The 15,775-nt window shown below is 38.4% G+C and carries 13 protein-coding genes; 1 reads left to right on the plus strand and 12 read right to left on the minus strand.

Annotated elements, in window-relative coordinates:
- Positions 1–550: 550 nt before the first annotated feature.
- The 6 genes from pnpS to citZ all read right to left on the minus strand — a co-directional run bounded on the left by pnpS (position 551) and on the right by citZ (position 7,899).
- A complete protein-coding gene (gene pnpS / locus ACQKOF_RS14670; protein WP_427558312.1) occupies positions 551–2,086 on the minus strand; it encodes a two-component system histidine kinase PnpS in 1,536 nt (511 codons plus the stop codon).
- Positions 2,083–2,799: a response regulator transcription factor gene (locus ACQKOF_RS14675; RefSeq protein ID WP_370041452.1), complete on the minus strand. Its 717-nt coding sequence runs from the start codon at positions 2,797–2,799 to the stop codon at positions 2,083–2,085. Before ACQKOF_RS14675 ends, pnpS begins: the two co-directional genes overlap by 4 nt.
- A 51-nt stretch (positions 2,800–2,850) precedes the next feature.
- Entirely contained in the window at positions 2,851–3,291 is a 441-nt protein-coding gene (locus ACQKOF_RS14680) for a MaoC/PaaZ C-terminal domain-containing protein (RefSeq protein WP_427558314.1), read from the minus strand.
- An 891-nt stretch (positions 3,292–4,182) separates the two neighbouring features.
- Positions 4,183–5,121, minus strand: coding sequence for a malate dehydrogenase (gene mdh, locus ACQKOF_RS14685; protein ID WP_370041448.1), 939 nt, complete (start codon positions 5,119–5,121; stop codon positions 4,183–4,185).
- A gap of 319 nt (positions 5,122–5,440) precedes the next feature.
- Positions 5,441–6,703 (minus strand): NADP-dependent isocitrate dehydrogenase, encoded by a 1,263-nt coding sequence (icd, locus tag ACQKOF_RS14690; protein WP_427558321.1) that lies wholly within the window; start codon positions 6,701–6,703, stop codon positions 5,441–5,443.
- Positions 6,704–6,783: 80 nt separating this feature from the next.
- Positions 6,784–7,899, minus strand: coding sequence for a citrate synthase (gene citZ / locus ACQKOF_RS14695; RefSeq protein ID WP_370075677.1), 1,116 nt, complete (start codon positions 7,897–7,899; stop codon positions 6,784–6,786).
- Between the two features lie 251 nt (positions 7,900–8,150).
- Between citZ and ACQKOF_RS14700 the strand changes: the two genes are divergently transcribed.
- Positions 8,151–9,116 carry an AI-2E family transporter gene (locus ACQKOF_RS14700; protein ID WP_427558326.1) on the plus strand — a complete coding sequence of 322 codons (966 nt, stop codon included), beginning with the start codon at positions 8,151–8,153 and terminating at the stop codon, positions 9,114–9,116.
- On the opposite strand, the gene ACQKOF_RS14705 is transcribed toward ACQKOF_RS14700, so the two are convergent.
- The 6 genes from ACQKOF_RS14705 to ACQKOF_RS14730 all read right to left on the minus strand — a co-directional run bounded on the left by ACQKOF_RS14705 (position 9,100) and on the right by ACQKOF_RS14730 (position 15,609).
- Entirely contained in the window at positions 9,100–9,489 is a 390-nt protein-coding gene (locus ACQKOF_RS14705) for an FxsA family protein (RefSeq protein WP_427558329.1), read from the minus strand. The two genes, ACQKOF_RS14700 and ACQKOF_RS14705, sit on opposite strands and share 17 nt — an antisense overlap.
- A gap of 633 nt (positions 9,490–10,122) precedes the next feature.
- On the minus strand, positions 10,123–11,883 hold the full coding sequence (pyk, locus tag ACQKOF_RS14710; protein WP_427558332.1) for a pyruvate kinase: 1,761 nt from the start codon (positions 11,881–11,883) through the stop codon (positions 10,123–10,125).
- A gap of 28 nt (positions 11,884–11,911) precedes the next feature.
- A complete protein-coding gene (pfkA, locus tag ACQKOF_RS14715) occupies positions 11,912–12,871 on the minus strand; it encodes a 6-phosphofructokinase (RefSeq protein ID WP_427558335.1) in 960 nt (319 codons plus the stop codon).
- Between the two features lie 277 nt (positions 12,872–13,148).
- Positions 13,149–14,105 (minus strand): acetyl-CoA carboxylase carboxyltransferase subunit alpha, encoded by a 957-nt coding sequence (locus ACQKOF_RS14720; RefSeq protein WP_427558338.1) that lies wholly within the window; start codon positions 14,103–14,105, stop codon positions 13,149–13,151.
- Positions 14,098–14,946: an acetyl-CoA carboxylase, carboxyltransferase subunit beta gene (gene accD / locus ACQKOF_RS14725; RefSeq protein WP_427558341.1), complete on the minus strand. Its 849-nt coding sequence runs from the start codon at positions 14,944–14,946 to the stop codon at positions 14,098–14,100. Before accD ends, ACQKOF_RS14720 begins: the two co-directional genes overlap by 8 nt.
- 21 nt (positions 14,947–14,967) lie before the next feature.
- Complete coding sequence (locus ACQKOF_RS14730; protein ID WP_427558344.1) at positions 14,968–15,609, minus strand: FadR/GntR family transcriptional regulator; 642 nt, start codon at positions 15,607–15,609, stop codon at positions 14,968–14,970.
- Positions 15,610–15,775: the final 166 nt, after the last annotated feature.

Genomic DNA, 15,775 nt, shown 5'->3' on the forward strand with positions numbered 1-15,775 from the left:
TACTATACTTTACACCTATTTGCGTTACGTGTAAAACAGAAAAAGAATCTATCACCAAAAAGTTTGGTAATAGATTCTTCCTATTGGCGATAACTAAGCAACACAAATCAATTATGCCTCGGCATAATTGCGTCCGGAATCGGCTTTGTGCTTAGGCCTGCGTGATGCAGGTCAGTTAGCCGTTATCGCATGGATGCGATTATTTTAGGCTAACATCCTTTATTAACTCCTTTCCGATTCCGTGACATCCGCCGGAGGCTTTGGGCCAACGTGATGTTGGTCACTCAGTCGTTGCCACAGGACGTGGCGTTCTTAGACTGAGTTCCTCTATTTCAGCAGGTGTTTGGACACTCTCTGAAAAGTAATTTAAATTCGCATTCATCTCACCACCTATAAAGGTGGGAGACTTCTGCTGAAAGCAGTTAAAAAATCTTCATATATAAAGATTTTTTTTGGCTATTTTAAAGTCTTAATAATTATAAGGGGGGTTTCTACTAACAAGTATAAGTCCCTATTGTGAATCTAAAATTGTGCTATTGTAAAGAATTCGTTAATTTTTCGGGATCATGACTATCATTTTTGTCCCGACGCCAACTTCACTTTCTACCTGAATGCGACCATGATGAGCCTCTACTAAGTGCTTCACAATAGCTAGCCCTAAACCTGTCCCCCCGGAGTTCCGGCTTCGCGCACGATCCACACGGTAAAACCGTTCAAAAACACGGGCAATTTCATGCTTTTCAATTCCTATACCTTGATCCTCTATTTCAAGAATGCCGTACGTTTCATTTTCTTTTAATCGAATCGTAACGGTTGTATTTTCCGGAGAGTACGTTATGGCATTGGTAATTAAATTTGTAACAATTTGAATGATACGATTCGCATCACCCATAACTTGAACATCACGTTCTATATCAACATGAAAGCTCATATTTTTCTCATCCAGGCGAGGTCCTGTCAGTTCTGCTCCACGTATAAGTACATCTTGCAAGCCCATCGGCATAATATTAACGGTAAAACCATGCTGTTCAATTTTCGATAACTCCAGTAAATCCTGGATAAGCATCTGCAGACGGTTACTTTCCTTATAAATGATCTCTAAAAAAGATAGTAGCATTTTTTCATCTTTATACGCACCATCCAGTAAAGTTTCAGAAAAGCCTTTAATAGATGTAATAGGCGTACGCAATTCATGAGATACATTTGCTACAAAGTCCTTACGAATCTGCTCTAAACGAACAAGCTCCGTAATATCATGCATAACGATAACGACACCAAGCCATCGACCATGATCTCCTATAACAGGCGCTCCATACACTTCCTTATTATATAACTCCTGTTGGACCTCCATTTTAATTTGTTGACGATAAGGCATTTCTGTTAGAAACACATGGTCGATAAATTGCTCAAGTGATTTAGGTAAGCCAATTGTACGAAAAACTTTTCCTTGTACGTCATCAATTTGCATACCGAAACGCTCTAAAAATACACGGTTTACGATAGATATATTCCCCTCACGTCCAATCATCATGAGGGAGCTTCCCATATTTTCAATTAACGTTTTAAGCCTTTCCTCTTCTACCTCGCGAATCGTCGTAATATCCTGTAAGTTACGCGCTAAAATATTGATGGAGTGACTTAGTGGCATCATACGTTCACGCTCATTTTCATGAGCACGAGCACGGTAATTTCCCTTCGCCAGCTCTAGTGCTGTATCTGTCACGTTATCAATAGGAGCAGTGAAATTTCGAATCATATAGCGACTTACGATAGCTATTAAAATAAGTGCTATTATAAATAGAATTGCTAGCACCCCATAAAGTCGCGCATGAACATTCGATATTAAAGAATCTGTTTCCTCAATGTTTTGAGCAGTATATAGTGCCTCTTTATCTTCTTTTGATAGTTCAATTTTTCGTTCATCTAATACTTGGTTAATGGATTCTTGCATCTGTAAACTAGCCTGCTCATTGTACTGTTCTATATAAACAGGAAAAAGCTGACCTATAACAATCATTAGGACAGCTAATATCGATCCAAGCAATAGCATGAATGTCAAGAATAAGCGGGTGCTCATTGATTTCATGTCGTCTTCGGCTCCTCGAATTTATAGCCAAGGCCGCGAATTGTTTTGATGAACATCGGCTTACGGCTACTTTCCTCGATTTTATCGCGAAGGTGGCTTATGTGAACATCCACAATTCGAGTATCGCCAGCAAAGTCATACTTCCATACAGCACTTAATAGCTGATCACGTGTTAAAACACGGTTTTTATTTTCAAGTAAATAAATGAGTAGCTCAAATTCCTTTGGTGTAAATTCCAGTGCCTCATCCTGTAAAAATACTTCAAAACGCTCTGGAAAGACACGCAATTGTCCAAATTCATACATTTTCTCTTGTGGCCCATTCTTATCTTCAACCACTATATTTTGAGTAAAACGTCTTAAAACTGCCTTTACCCGTGCTAACACTTCGCGCGGACTAAAGGGTTTCGTCATATAATCATCTGCCCCCAGCTCTAGACCAAGTACTTTATCGAACTCGTCATCCTTTGCTGTTAGCATAATAATAGGTGTATTCATACGTTGTTGACGAATTTGTTTACAAACCTCCATACCATCAAGCCTTGGAAGCATCAAATCTAATAAAATTAAATCTGGCTGTAAGTCAATTGCCTTATCAAGACCCTCTTGACCATCTGCAGCTGTTTCTACAACATATCCAGCCTGCTCTAAATTATATTTCAATAATGTCGCAATAGAAAATTCATCTTCTACAACTAAAATCGTTTTTGTCATGTGTAATGCCTCCGTTAGTGATTTGAAACCCCCATTTCAAATCCAAGACGTCTATAAAGCAAGTGGTGGTATCACCAGCAAAGTACCTTCAATCACAAGTTGCTTTTGCTCATTATATGAGTGTACCGATACAGTAATTGTATTTTGTAATTTATTGACTTCTGTTACCTCTAAAAGTGTATCAAATAATTCATAATGATAGAGTGGTTCTAAATATTTTATATGTTGCTCAATAATTCGTGCACCTGGTCCAGGAATATACTTTGACACAGCTGACGTAATAATACCATTTAACATGATTGTTGGTACGATTGGCTTTTGAAAAGGTGTCATCGCAGCATAATCATGTTGAATATAAAGCGGATTATTATCATTCGTAAGTCCTAAATAAAGCAATAAATCCTTATCTTCTATTTTTTCGGTAATATGAATCTTCTCGCCAACTGTAACTTCATCAATAGTGAGACCAAGCTTACTGTTTTTTTGAAGCAAAAATACGCCAACCCCTTTTCTATCATATACCTTCATAGTATCAATTTTATTCCAAAAGTACAACGAAAAGCAGAATAACCATTTTATCTTCATTTAGCAAAATGGGTTCGTCTATGCGACAGCTACCATTACTTCAAGGCGAAATTGATTAAAGTTTAGTACCATAACGTGGGGGTGATTTCCGTTCTAGGCTACTCGCTTTGTCGCTGACGCTTCGCTTTCGCGCAGAGCTTCCTGTGGGCGAGCGCCGAGCCGCTTCCTACGCTGTTGTTACTGCCGCTTCGCTTTCGTACAGAAAACATCCGCTCCGTGCAGGGTCTCACCTCTCTCGCTTTCCCACGGGAGTCGAGTAGCCTTCCACTACAATCAGCGATAGCGTAGAATTTTCAACGCTATAAATGTTCGCATTGAGATGTACATTTTTGTTTGTCTTAGTATGTACACTTTCTCTCAAATATTCATATGTATGAATATTTACAACTCGATTATTGAAACCTCTACTCTCATGAATTGTCAGCCAAAACCAGCTACTACATAGCCGAACAAGGCTATCATGCTAGCCAATCCAAATAAAGTTGTAATATACATTGGTTAGCAAAAATGTACATGGTTATACGCGCCTACTTACAAGCGCATTTATAATCGCCATAGCAACTCACCAAAATCGAACAGACATATAACAGTGACGCAATTGTAAATCTATTGCTATAGCTTCGTTAGCACTTTACTTTTACATAGACAAAACATTGTTAAGGTTTCGTTTTATCGCTTAATAGATAATGTCAGAAAATACATGCTATATGAAGGACACTTTAATTTCATTAACATAATAGTTTTTCAACAACATAAAATCGAGTAGGAATGAATCCCACTCGATTTCATAAACTCTTATTAAGCTAAAACTTTCATAACGTCGCGGACAGCCTCTGCCGATTTATCTAAAGCTGCTTTTTCATTGTCTGTTAATTCAAGCTCAAAGATTTTTTCTATACCATTTGCACCTAACAATGTCGGAACACCTAGATATAAATCATTGTAGCCATATTCGCCTTCTAAGTATGCAATAGATGGAAGTATACGTTTTTGGTCTTTAATAATAGCTTCCGCCATTTCAATAAGCGCCGCTGAAGGAGCATAATATGCAGAACCATTACCAAGGAGGTTAACAATTTCAGCGCCACCTTTACGTGTACGGTCTACAATCTCTTCAAGACGATCTGCTGGGATTAATGATTCTAATGGAATACCACCAGCAAAAGAGTAACGAGTAAGTGGCACCATTGTATCACCATGACCACCTAACACAAAACCTGTGATGTCTTTTACCGAGATATTCAGTTCTTCAGCTACAAACGCACAGAAACGAGCCGTATCAAGTACACCTGATTGACCTATTACACGATTTTTAGGGAAACCAGTTTCTTTGAATACTGTGTAAGTCATTGCATCAACTGGATTTGTAAGAACAAGGATTGTTGCATTTGGTGAGTACTTAGCAATTTCCTTAGAAACGGCTTTCATTACATCTTGATTAATTTGAACAAGATCGTCACGGCTCATACCTGGTTTACGAGCAACACCAGCAGTGATGATTACTACATCAGAATCTGCAGTATCTGCATAATTAGAAGTACCTTTAACATAAGAATCATAGCCTTGCACTGGTGCAGCTTCCCACATATCTAGAGCTTTACCTTTTGTTGGGTTTTCAGCTTGAGGAATATCCACTAACACTACATCACCAAGTTCTTTTTGAGCTGCTAAAAATGCTGCAGTAGCGCCAGTAAAACCGCTACCGATTACTGAGATTTTTTTTCGTTTCAGAGACATTCGAATACGCTCCTTTAAAATTAGGTTATATAATCAATTATGCCTCGGCATAATTGCGTCAGGAATCGGCTTTGTGCAAGCACAAAGAACTCCCCTTTCCGATTCCGTGACATCCGCCGGAGGCTTCTTTCAGCGGGTGTTTAAACACCCGTTGAAAGAAATTAAAAAAGGGAGGAGAATAAATTCTCCTCCCTCGATTAAACAAGTTCATCGTAAATATTTTATTAAGCTAAGGTCAATAGAAATTTACATTTCACCCTAATTATATCGGCAGAATATACTTCCGCTTTAACTATAATTTCTATTTTAGAATAGAAAATTATAGGTTTTTGATTAATTCATTAGCGAATTCTGAACATTTTACTTCTTTAGCGCCGTCCATTAAACGAGCGAAGTCGTAAGTTACAACTTTAGAAGAGATTGTTTTCTCTACAGATTTAGTAACCATGTCAGCTGCTTCTTGCCATCCTAAGTGTTCAAGCATTAATACACCTGAAAGTAATACTGAAGATGGGTTTACTTTATCTTGACCAGCATATTTTGGAGCTGTACCGTGAGTAGCTTCGAAGATCGCGTGTCCAGTTACATAGTTAATGTTTGCGCCTGGAGCGATACCGATACCACCAACTTGAGCAGCTAATGCGTCAGAGATATAGTCACCGTTTAAGTTCATTGTAGCAACTACGTCGAACTCAGTTGGACGAGTTAAGATTTGTTGTAAGAAGATATCAGCGATAGAATCTTTAACTAAGATTTTACCAGCTGCTAAAGCGTCAGCTTGTGCTTTGTTTGCTGCTTCTTCACCTTGTTCAGCTTTAATAGCATCATATTGGTTCCAAGTGAATGTTTGATCAGCAAATTCTTTTTCAGCTAATTCATAACCCCATTTTTTGAATCCACCTTCAGTGAATTTCATGATGTTACCTTTGTGTACTAAAGTAACAGATGGGCGTTTATGTTTAATAGCGTATTCGATAGCAGAACGTACTAAACGCTCAGTACCTTCTTTAGATACAGGTTTTACACCGATACCAGAAGTTTCTGGGAAGCGGATTTGGTTAACACCAAATTCAGTTTGTAGGAAGTTGATGATTTTTTGTGCTTGTTCAGAGCCAGATTCGAATTCAATACCAGCATAGATGTCTTCTGTGTTTTCGCGGAAGATAACCATTTCAACGTCTTCTGGGCGTTTAACTGGAGAAGGTACTCCATCAAAGTGACGTACTGGACGTAAGCATACATATAGGTCAAGCTGTTGACGTAATGCTACGTTTAGAGAGCGGATACCACCACCGATTGGAGTAGTAAGAGGACCTTTGATTGCGATTAGGTATTCGTTAATTTTGTCTAAAGTTTCTTGTGGTAACCATTCACCAGTTTGGTTGAATGCTTTTTCACCAGCTAGAACTTCTAACCATTCAATTTTCTTTTCACCATTGTAAGCTTTTTCTACTGCTGCGTCGATTACGCGTGATGCTGCAGCCCAAATATCTGGACCAATTCCGTCACCTTCGATGAAAGGAATTACTGGATTGTTTGGTACATTAAGTACGCCATTTTCAACTACAATTTTGTTTGACATTGATATTGCCTCCTAAATTCATAATCATAGGACTGTGTTTTCAGTAACACAGTCCCAAATATTCTAGCATATTTTCCGAATTAGCGCTCGCTGACTGGAACATATTTTTGCATGCCTGGTCCAACATACTCTGCACGTGGACGGATTAGGCGGTTGTTAGCATATTGCTCTAAAATATGAGCTACCCAACCAGAAGTACGTGATACTGCGAAAATTGGTGTGAATAGGTCATGATCAATACCTAAAGAATCATACACTGACGCAGAGAAGAAGTCTACGTTTGCAGGTAATTTCTTTTGTTCTACGATCATGTCATGGATTTTAACTGACATTTCATAAAGCTCTGGTTTACCAGTTAGCTCAGTTAATTTTTGTGACATTACACGTAAGTGTGGTGCACGTGGGTCGCCTTTGCGGTATACGCGGTGACCGAAGCCCATGATTTTTTCTTTGTTATCTAATTTATTTTGAATATAAGATTCAACGTTTTCAAGTGAGCCGATTTCAGTTAACATTTTCATAACTTGCTCATTTGCACCACCGTGAAGTGGTCCTTTTAATGCACCGATAGCTGCAGTTACACCAGAATAAACATCTGATAATGTAGCTACACATACACGTGCTGTGAATGTAGATGCATTTAATTCGTGGTCAGCATGTAATACTAATGCTTTGTCGAATGCTTCAACTTCGATTGCTGCTGGTTCTTCACCTTTAAGCATGTATAAGAAGTTTGCTGCATATCCTAATTCTGGTTTTGGTGCAACTGGCTCTAAACCTTTACGAACACGCGCAAATGCAGTAACTACTGTTGCAATTTTAGCTTGTAAACGGATTGCTTTACGGTAGTTAGCTTCTGTATCCATAACATCCGCTTCTTCATCGAATACACCAAGTAAAGATACTGCAGTACGTAGTGCAGCCATTGGATGTACAGTTGAAAGTGGGTATGTTTTGAATTGATCTACGATTGCTTGTGGAATAGACATGTTGTCTGCCAATTGTTGTTTTAATTCAGCTAGCTCGTCCGCTTTTGGTAAACGAGTATGCCATAGTAAATAAATTACCTCTTCAAATGACGCGTTCTCTGCTAAATCATCAATGTTGTAACCAACATATGTAAGTGTGTCATCGATAATTGAACTGATTTTAGATTCCGCTGCTACGATACCTTCTAATCCTTTAGTTGCTGACATAAATTATCGCTCCCTCATAATATATTTTTTAGTTGTAAATGCAGTTATTAGCTCACATTTACGTTTTTTGCTCATATGAACCATTAAGTTAATCGCTTACATTGCTATTATAATCATTTTTGACAGCTTTGTGAATGAAAAACCTCCGAATAAAGAAAAAGGTGCACGAGCGATTATAAATGAGTTTTAAAGAGATTCTTTTGCGCATTTCAATATTAATTTATCATTTGAAACGGGGTGAATTTGTAAAAATGAGGAATATTAAATATTTTTCATACGAAAGAACTATAAGTGTTTTGTTTTTTACATTCTATTTGGTAATACTATGGTTCGTATTACCTGTATCACTTGCGATTTTTTTGTCTTTTTCTACGTATCCTGTCATAAAATTTCTTCACTCTTATTGTAGGATTACCTATTGGCTTGCAGCAATTATTGTGGAAGCACTTATACTAGCTTGCATTTTTCTTCTCGTTATCATATCTATAAACAGTATTATTCTTGTCTTCCCTGAAATCAGAGATACATTACAAAATTTCCCACTTTTCAATGAATATGAATCAATGTTCATCCAAGTTTTAAAGGAAAAATCGCTCTCTATTTTCGATTCAATCTTTTTATACACAGCTAATATTTTCCAACTATTCATGAAGCACGTAATTGAAGTATTTATATTCCTTGTTGCTTACTATTTCGCCCTATTGGAAACTCGCAAATCCCGATATTGGTTTTTTCAATATGTGCCAAAAAAATTCCGCAATGAATGGCAGAAGCATTTTTCTAAAATTATGCAGCTATTTCATTACTTTTTGTACGTGGAGTTTCAGCTATTCACGATTACACTGCTCATTCTTTGTGCAGGATTTATGATTCTCCAATTTGAACAAGCCATCATTAAAGCTTTTATAGTTGCATTTGCTGATGTACTTCCGTTCTTTGGGATTGGCGTATTTCTTGTACCCATGAGCATTTATTTTTACTTAAAAGGCAATACCTTTTTATGTGTAGCTATTTTACTTTTGTATCTCTTCGTTCAATTAACAAGGCAGCTAGCTGAATCCATGCTTTGGTCAAATACATTACAATTACGTACATTCCACACCTTTTTCATCAGTGCTGCCTCTATTTTATTATTTGGTTTTTACGGCATTTTACTGAGCCCTATATTTTTATTTTTGGCGGTTAAACTAAAGGATAATGCTATTTTTGAACGATGATAAATTGGCCTTTTTTCATTTTTTTCCGCATCCAATAATAAAAGATTGGCTGGAACATTTTGCGAGAAAAAGGCATGAGCAGTAATAAACCAACAAGATCTGTTATAAAACCTGGTAATGCTAGAAGTACACCACCACTAAAATTTAATACTGTGTCAACTAATGCTGGCCCTGGAGCCTCACCACGTGCTATCGTATTTTTAACCTTTTGTACAGAATTCATACCTTTATTTTTCACTACATAAATACCTATAATACTCGTAGCGACTATAAGCAATAATGTATTTAGAACACCAATGTTTTGACCAATTACTATTAATAACGCCAACTCGGCTAATGCATAGACAATGAAACCAAGAAAAACTTTTCTCATTTTTTTCTCCTTTCTATCTAAAAAAGGTATACCTTTTATACGTTATTATAGCCCATTAAGTTTCATTAAAAAAACAATGGGTCCTATTTAAGAGATGACGACGCTATTCTTTTTATAGTAAATGTCATTCCATGAGAGAAAAGGAACGATTTCAATTTGGTTAAATATTGTTTAAACTAGGCAAAATCAGTTCGTTACCATAACGTGGGGTTGATTTCCGTTCCGGCTGAGCGCTTTCCTGGGGGCGTCTGGCTAACACGATGTTAGTCACGAAGGCGTTATCACAGGACGTGATGGTTCTAGCCTTCGTTCCCCTACCCGCTTCACTCGCGTTGCTCGCTCCAGGGTCTCGGGCCAACAGAATTTTTTTTGCAAAAGCGAAGCGGCAGCGGCACCGATGTTGATCACGAAGGCGTTATCACACGACGTGATGGTTTTAGCCTTCGTTCCCCTATTGCTAATCCCCAAGGAGTCGCCCAGCCGGAACGAAGATCAACTTATACACACGACATACGTTTTAACAAAATGTCATCCCTAGATTTCGGTGAAAAGCCGCAAAATGCTATTTACTTCTTTGTATAAGAAAAGAAAAGCTCTAGTACAATTATTTGCACTAGAGCTTTATATTATAGATTACAGAACACTTGCATGCCCTTTGTAAATAACTCCTGTTTCAGCATCCATTGTAATTTCTTGACCGTGGCGAATCAATGTAGTAGCTTCTTTTACTCCGACGATAACAGGGATACCAAGGCTTAATCCTACAACTGCTGCATGACTTGTAAGTCCGCCCTCCTCTGTAATCAGACCAACACAATTTTCAATCGCTGGCATCATATCACGATCTGAGCCAACCGTTACTAAAATGCATCCGTCTGTATCATATGCTAGTGCCTCTGCTGCATTTTTTGCAACAACTGTTTTACCTACTACTGAAGTTTTACCGATTCCTTGACCACGAGCTAATAAATCTCCGATGATGTGTACCTTCATTAAGTTAGTAGTACCCGCTTCACCTACTGGTACACCTGCTGTAATGACAACTGCATCACCGTGCGTTACAAAACCATGCTTCAAGCTTTCATCAACAGCTAGCTCTAAAATTTCATCTGTTGTTGTAACTCGTTGACAAACAACTGGGTTCACACCCCAAACTAGTGTTAATGCGTGAGCTGTATTGGCAGAACCTGTTACAGCGACAATCGGTACACCAGGACGATATTTTGCAATCATTCTAGCAGTGTTACCACTTTCTGTTGGTGCTAATACTGCTTTCACACCTAGGTTAATCGAAGTGTAGGCTACTGCCTGAGAAATCGCCTCAGTCATATTTGCCTCTTTTTCACGACTACGTGTAGAGACGATTGCCTTATAGTCTAATGAGTTTTCTGTACGCTGTGCGATTTTATTCATTGTTTGTACGGACTCTACTGGATAAAGCCCTGCTGCCGTTTCACCAGAAAGCATAATTGCATCTGTACCATCGATAATTGCATTTGCTACGTCACTAGCCTCTGCTCGTGTTGGACGTGGATTACGCTGCATCGAATCTAACATTTGTGTAGCTGTAATAACTGGTTTACCAACTTGATTACACTTTAAAATTAATTTCTTTTGTACAAGTGGTACTTCTTCTGCCGGGATTTCTACACCAAGGTCACCACGAGCTACCATTAATCCATCTGAAACTAAGATGATTTCATCGATATTATCGACACCCTCTTGGTTCTCGATTTTCGGGATAATTTGAATGTGGCTACCGCCATTTTGTTCAAGTAATTCTCGGATTTCTAGTACATCCTTTGCTCGACGAACGAATGAGGCAGCAATAAAATCAACACCTTGTTTAATACCGAATAGAATGTCCTGTGCATCTTTTTCTGTAATTCCTGGAAGCTGTACAGAAACACCTGGCACGTTAACACCCTTTTTATTTTTTAAGACACCTGCATTTTCAACAATCGTATGGATAAGGCCTTTTTCCATGTCTTTTGCTAATACACGTAGTTGAATAAGTCCATCATCTAATAAAATAATTGAGTTTTGCTCAACATCCTCGATTAAAAGATCGTACGTTACAGAGAAGCTTGCCTCTGTTCCTTCAACCTCAGTCATTGAAATATCAATTACTTGCCCTGCCGCTAAATGCAATTCTCCGTTTTTCATATTATGTGTGCGAATTTCAGGGCCTTTTGTGTCGAGTAAAATCCCAACTGGTTTACCTAATTTTTGTGCTACTTGACGAATTAAATTAATACGTACTTCATGTTCCTCATGTGAACCATGCGAAAAGTTTAAGCGGGCAACATTCATACCTGCTTCAATTAGTTTCTCTAAAGTTTCTGTTGACTCACTTGCTGGACCAATTGTACATACGATTTTTGTTTTTCTCATTTTCTGCCCACTCCGTTTTTATACCAAATTATATTGATAGTTCTTTCATTAAAGTATATAAGCTTACATCTGCCTCATGATTTTTTTCGAAAGCCTCAGGCATATCATAGTCAATAACTTGATGATTGCGGATACCTACCGCTCTGCCAGGCTTTCCTTCCATAAGCAATTCAACTGCATGTGCACCGAATTGACTCGCTAGAACACGATCACGCGCAGTAGGTGAACCACCGCGTTGGATATGTCCAAGAACAGAAACACGCGTCTCTTTCCCAGTTTTTTCATATAATAGTTTTGCCAATTCGCTACCAGACATGACACCTTCAGCGACGATAATAATGCTATGCTTTTTCCCGCGCGCTGCTCCACGGTCTAAGCGTGCCACAATGTCATCCAAATTATAATCTTCTTCTGGAATTAAAACTGTTTCAGCACCAGCTGCAAGACCTGCCCATAAAGCAATGTCCCCTGCATCACGCCCCATTACCTCAACTATAAAGGAATTTTCATGGGAAGTTGCTGTATCGCGGATTTTATCTATTGATTCCACGACCGTATTTAATGCCGTATCGAAACCTATAGTATACTCGGTTCCTGGTACGTCATTATCAATTGTTCCTGGTACACCAACAACAGGAAAGCCTTTTTTCACTAAATCCATAGCTCCACGGTAGGAACCATCACCGCCAATAACGACTAGTCCTTCAATGCCAGCTTCACGCATAATGTCAATGCCTCGCTGCTGAACAGCGTCTTCTTTAAATTCAGGACATCTTGCTGAATTTAAATGTGTACCGCCACGTTGAATAATGCCACCTACTGAACCTAAATCAAGATTTTCCATACTGCCTTTTATTAAGCCATCATAGCCATGCTTAATTCCGACAACATCAATTCCATGATATGCTGCCTTACGAACGACTGCACGAATAGCTGCATTCATTCCTGGTGCATCTCCACCACTTGTTAATACGGCAATTTTTTTCATTGTCGAACCTCCTGCAGATACTATTATTATTCACATTAACATGAAAAAACAAACTATGTAAGGGTTCTGATGCTACAAAAACATAACTTTTACATAAAAAATAAAAAGAATGCGCTTTCACACACTCTTTCTATTTAAAAACAACCGAAATTTAACATTTATTCAATATATTTTCATTATTTTCCGCACTATTTACTCTAGGTTTTTTTATTAATGTAAAACACAATTTTTAACTATTTTCGAGCAAATTTACATGGCCAAAAACCTAAAACTGTATTTAAGCTTCTGTAAATTGTCCTATCTTTCTGAATTTCTCATAACGGTCTTCAATTAATTGTTCAGCATTTAAAGAATTCAATGCTTTTAGTGTGTCGCTTATACATTCTTTTATATAAAGTGCTTGCTTCGCTACATTGCGATGAGCTCCACCTGTTATTTCAGGGATAATTCCATCAATAACGCCAAGCTCTTTTAAGTCAGGTGCAGTTATACGCATTGCTTCTGCCGCTTGCTTTCCTAGGCTACCATCACGCCATAAAATCGATGCAGCCCCTTCAGGTGAGATAACCGAATACGTTGAGTTTTCTAACATAAAGACACGATTCGCTACACCTAATGCAATGGCACCTCCACTACCGCCTTCTCCAATAACAATACTAATAACTGGCACTGTTAAGCCCGCCATTTCGACTAGATTTCTGGCAATCGCTTCACTTTGACCACGTTCCTCAGCTGCCTTACCGGGATAAGCACCTTTCGTATCAATAAAACAAATAATTGGTCGCTTAAATTTCTCAGCCTGCTTCATTAATCGTAATGCTTTACGATATCCTTCTGGATGTGGCATACCAAAATTTCGACGAATGTTTTCTTTAGTTGATTTTCCGCGTTGGTGTCCAACAATCGTTACTGGCTGACCTTCAAAAAGAGCAATTCCTCCAAGAATAGCCGCATCATCACCAAACGTACGATCACCATGTAACTCAATAAAGTTTTCACACATAGCCTCTATATATTGTAATGTCGTTGGTCGTTCTGGATGTCTAGCAACCTGTACACGATCCCACGGCTTCATATTGGCATAAATGGATTGTTCTAACTGTGTTAGACGTGTTTCTAACGTTTCAATTTCGCCTGTCATATCTACATCTGCATCGGCAGCAATCGTTTTTAACTCATCAATTTTTTCACGTAATTGTACTACTGGTTCTTCAAAAGCTAAATTTTTAGACATGTTTCACGCCGCCTTTCGTATGCATTTTTACAAGCACTGCTACTTGGTTTCGTAAATCTTTTCGATGGAAGATGGCATCCAGCTGACCATGCGCTAATAAAAATTCTGACGTTTGGAAATCACTTGGCAGTTTTTCTCTTACTGTTTCTTCAATAACACGGCGACCAGCAAAGCCAATCAATGCTTGTGGTTCAGCAATATTAATATCTCCAACAGAGGCAAAGCTTGCAGAAACGCCACCTGTTGTAGGATGCGTCAAGATAGAAATAAACAATAGTCCTTCATCGCTATGGCGTTTTAATGCCACACTCGTTTTTGCCATTTGCATTAATGATAGAATGCCTTCTTGCATGCGCGCTCCACCACTAGCAGTAAAGATAATAAATGGTAGACGTAATTCAGTAGCTTTTTCAACGGCAAGTGTGATTTTTTCTCCGACAACTGAGCCCATTGAGCCCATACGGAAATGAGAATCCATTATTGCTACAACAATTTCTTCTCCATCCAGGGTACCTAACCCAGTCAGTACAGCTTCGCTTAATCCCGTTTTTTGTTGATCCGCTGAAATTTTTTCTACATAAGCAGGGAAATTAAGTGGGTTACTTGTTTGTAAATGATCGTCCATTGAAACAAATGAACCTTCATCTAAGAAATCTGCTACGCGCTCCTGCGCTGTCATTTTGAAATGATGGTCACATTTTGAACATATTTTATGATTTTTTTCTAATTCCTTCGTTAATTGAATGTGACGGCATTCTGGACATTTTGTCATAAGTCCTTCTGGAAATCCTTTTTCTTGTCCATCCTCTTTCTTTTTAATAAATAGGCTGCGAATTGCCATGTTTGACTCCCCCTTTGTTGTCTAATTGCTTCGTACAGTCTTCATCCACTGCTCGTAAGCTGTTAATGCTTCTTTTTCATAGCCTAGCTGCATCGATTTCAACATAGTTTGAATGATTAATTTTTCTTCTTCTGTTGAGTTTCGATTTAAACGGTCACCGTCATAAACTGCTAACTGAAACCATACTTTTAGTGAAAGACGATTTCCTGACGTGATTATTATTTCCCGTAAAACATCCCGACAATTAATCGTACCTTCTATCTCTAGCTTTACAAAAAAACTGTCCCACACAGGTAGTGTTCGCAGAATCTCTGTACAACTTATTACGCGAATGGCTTCCTTTTCATGAATTTGTCGCGTTAATTCGACATCCTTTTTTGATTTTTCATCTTCTAATATAAACATCGACAATATTTCTACGAGCTGATGCTTTTGTGTGGAAGCTAGGAATGTACCTCCCCCATGTCTCGTTTCAATAAGACCTAACAATTCTAAGCTTCGCAATGCCTCTCTCACGGAGGATCGCCCGACACCTAGACGTTCTGAAAGGACTCGTTCGGAAGGGAGCTTTTCACCAGCCTGTATTTTTTCCGTTTTAATAAGTTGACGTAATTGTTGGACGATATCTAAAAACACTTTCTTTTGTTCGGTTTTTTTATCCATACGATCAACTCCTCGTTCTATCAATTTCGCCTTGGCCTAATTGTTGCTGTCGCTTCGCTTTCGCACAGAAAACATTTGTTGCTGTCGCTTCGCTTTCGCACAGAAAACATTTGTTGCTGTCGCTTCGCTTTCGCACAGAAAACATTTGTTGCTGTCGCTTCGCTTT

It is taken from the genome of Lysinibacillus sp. NPDC093190 (assembly GCF_050280425.1).
Classification (GTDB): Bacteria; Bacillota; Bacilli; order Bacillales_A; family Planococcaceae; genus Lysinibacillus.

Bases quoted from the DNA above. Each gene is read 5' to 3' on its own strand.
- pnpS (WP_427558312.1), bottom strand. From the start codon at position 2,086: ATGAAATCAATGAGCACCCGCTTATTCTTGACATTCATGCTATTGCTT.
- ACQKOF_RS14675 (WP_370041452.1), bottom strand. From the start codon at position 2,799: ATGACAAAAACGATTTTAGTTGTAGAAGATGAATTTTCTATTGCGACA.
- mdh (WP_370041448.1), bottom strand. From the start codon at position 5,121: ATGTCTCTGAAACGAAAAAAAATCTCAGTAATCGGTAGCGGTTTTACT.
- icd (WP_427558321.1), bottom strand. From the start codon at position 6,703: ATGTCAAACAAAATTGTAGTTGAAAATGGCGTACTTAATGTACCAAAC.
- citZ (WP_370075677.1), bottom strand. From the start codon at position 7,899: ATGTCAGCAACTAAAGGATTAGAAGGTATCGTAGCAGCGGAATCTAAA.
- ACQKOF_RS14700 (WP_427558326.1), top strand. From the start codon at position 8,151: ATGAGGAATATTAAATATTTTTCATACGAAAGAACTATAAGTGTTTTG.
- ACQKOF_RS14705 (WP_427558329.1), bottom strand. From the start codon at position 9,489: ATGAGAAAAGTTTTTCTTGGTTTCATTGTCTATGCATTAGCCGAGTTG.
- pyk (WP_427558332.1), bottom strand. From the start codon at position 11,883: ATGAGAAAAACAAAAATCGTATGTACAATTGGTCCAGCAAGTGAGTCA.
- pfkA (WP_427558335.1), bottom strand. From the start codon at position 12,871: ATGAAAAAAATTGCCGTATTAACAAGTGGTGGAGATGCACCAGGAATG.
- ACQKOF_RS14720 (WP_427558338.1), bottom strand. From the start codon at position 14,105: ATGTCTAAAAATTTAGCTTTTGAAGAACCAGTAGTACAATTACGTGAA.
- accD (WP_427558341.1), bottom strand. From the start codon at position 14,946: ATGGCAATTCGCAGCCTATTTATTAAAAAGAAAGAGGATGGACAAGAA.
- ACQKOF_RS14730 (WP_427558344.1), bottom strand. From the start codon at position 15,609: ATGGATAAAAAAACCGAACAAAAGAAAGTGTTTTTAGATATCGTCCAA.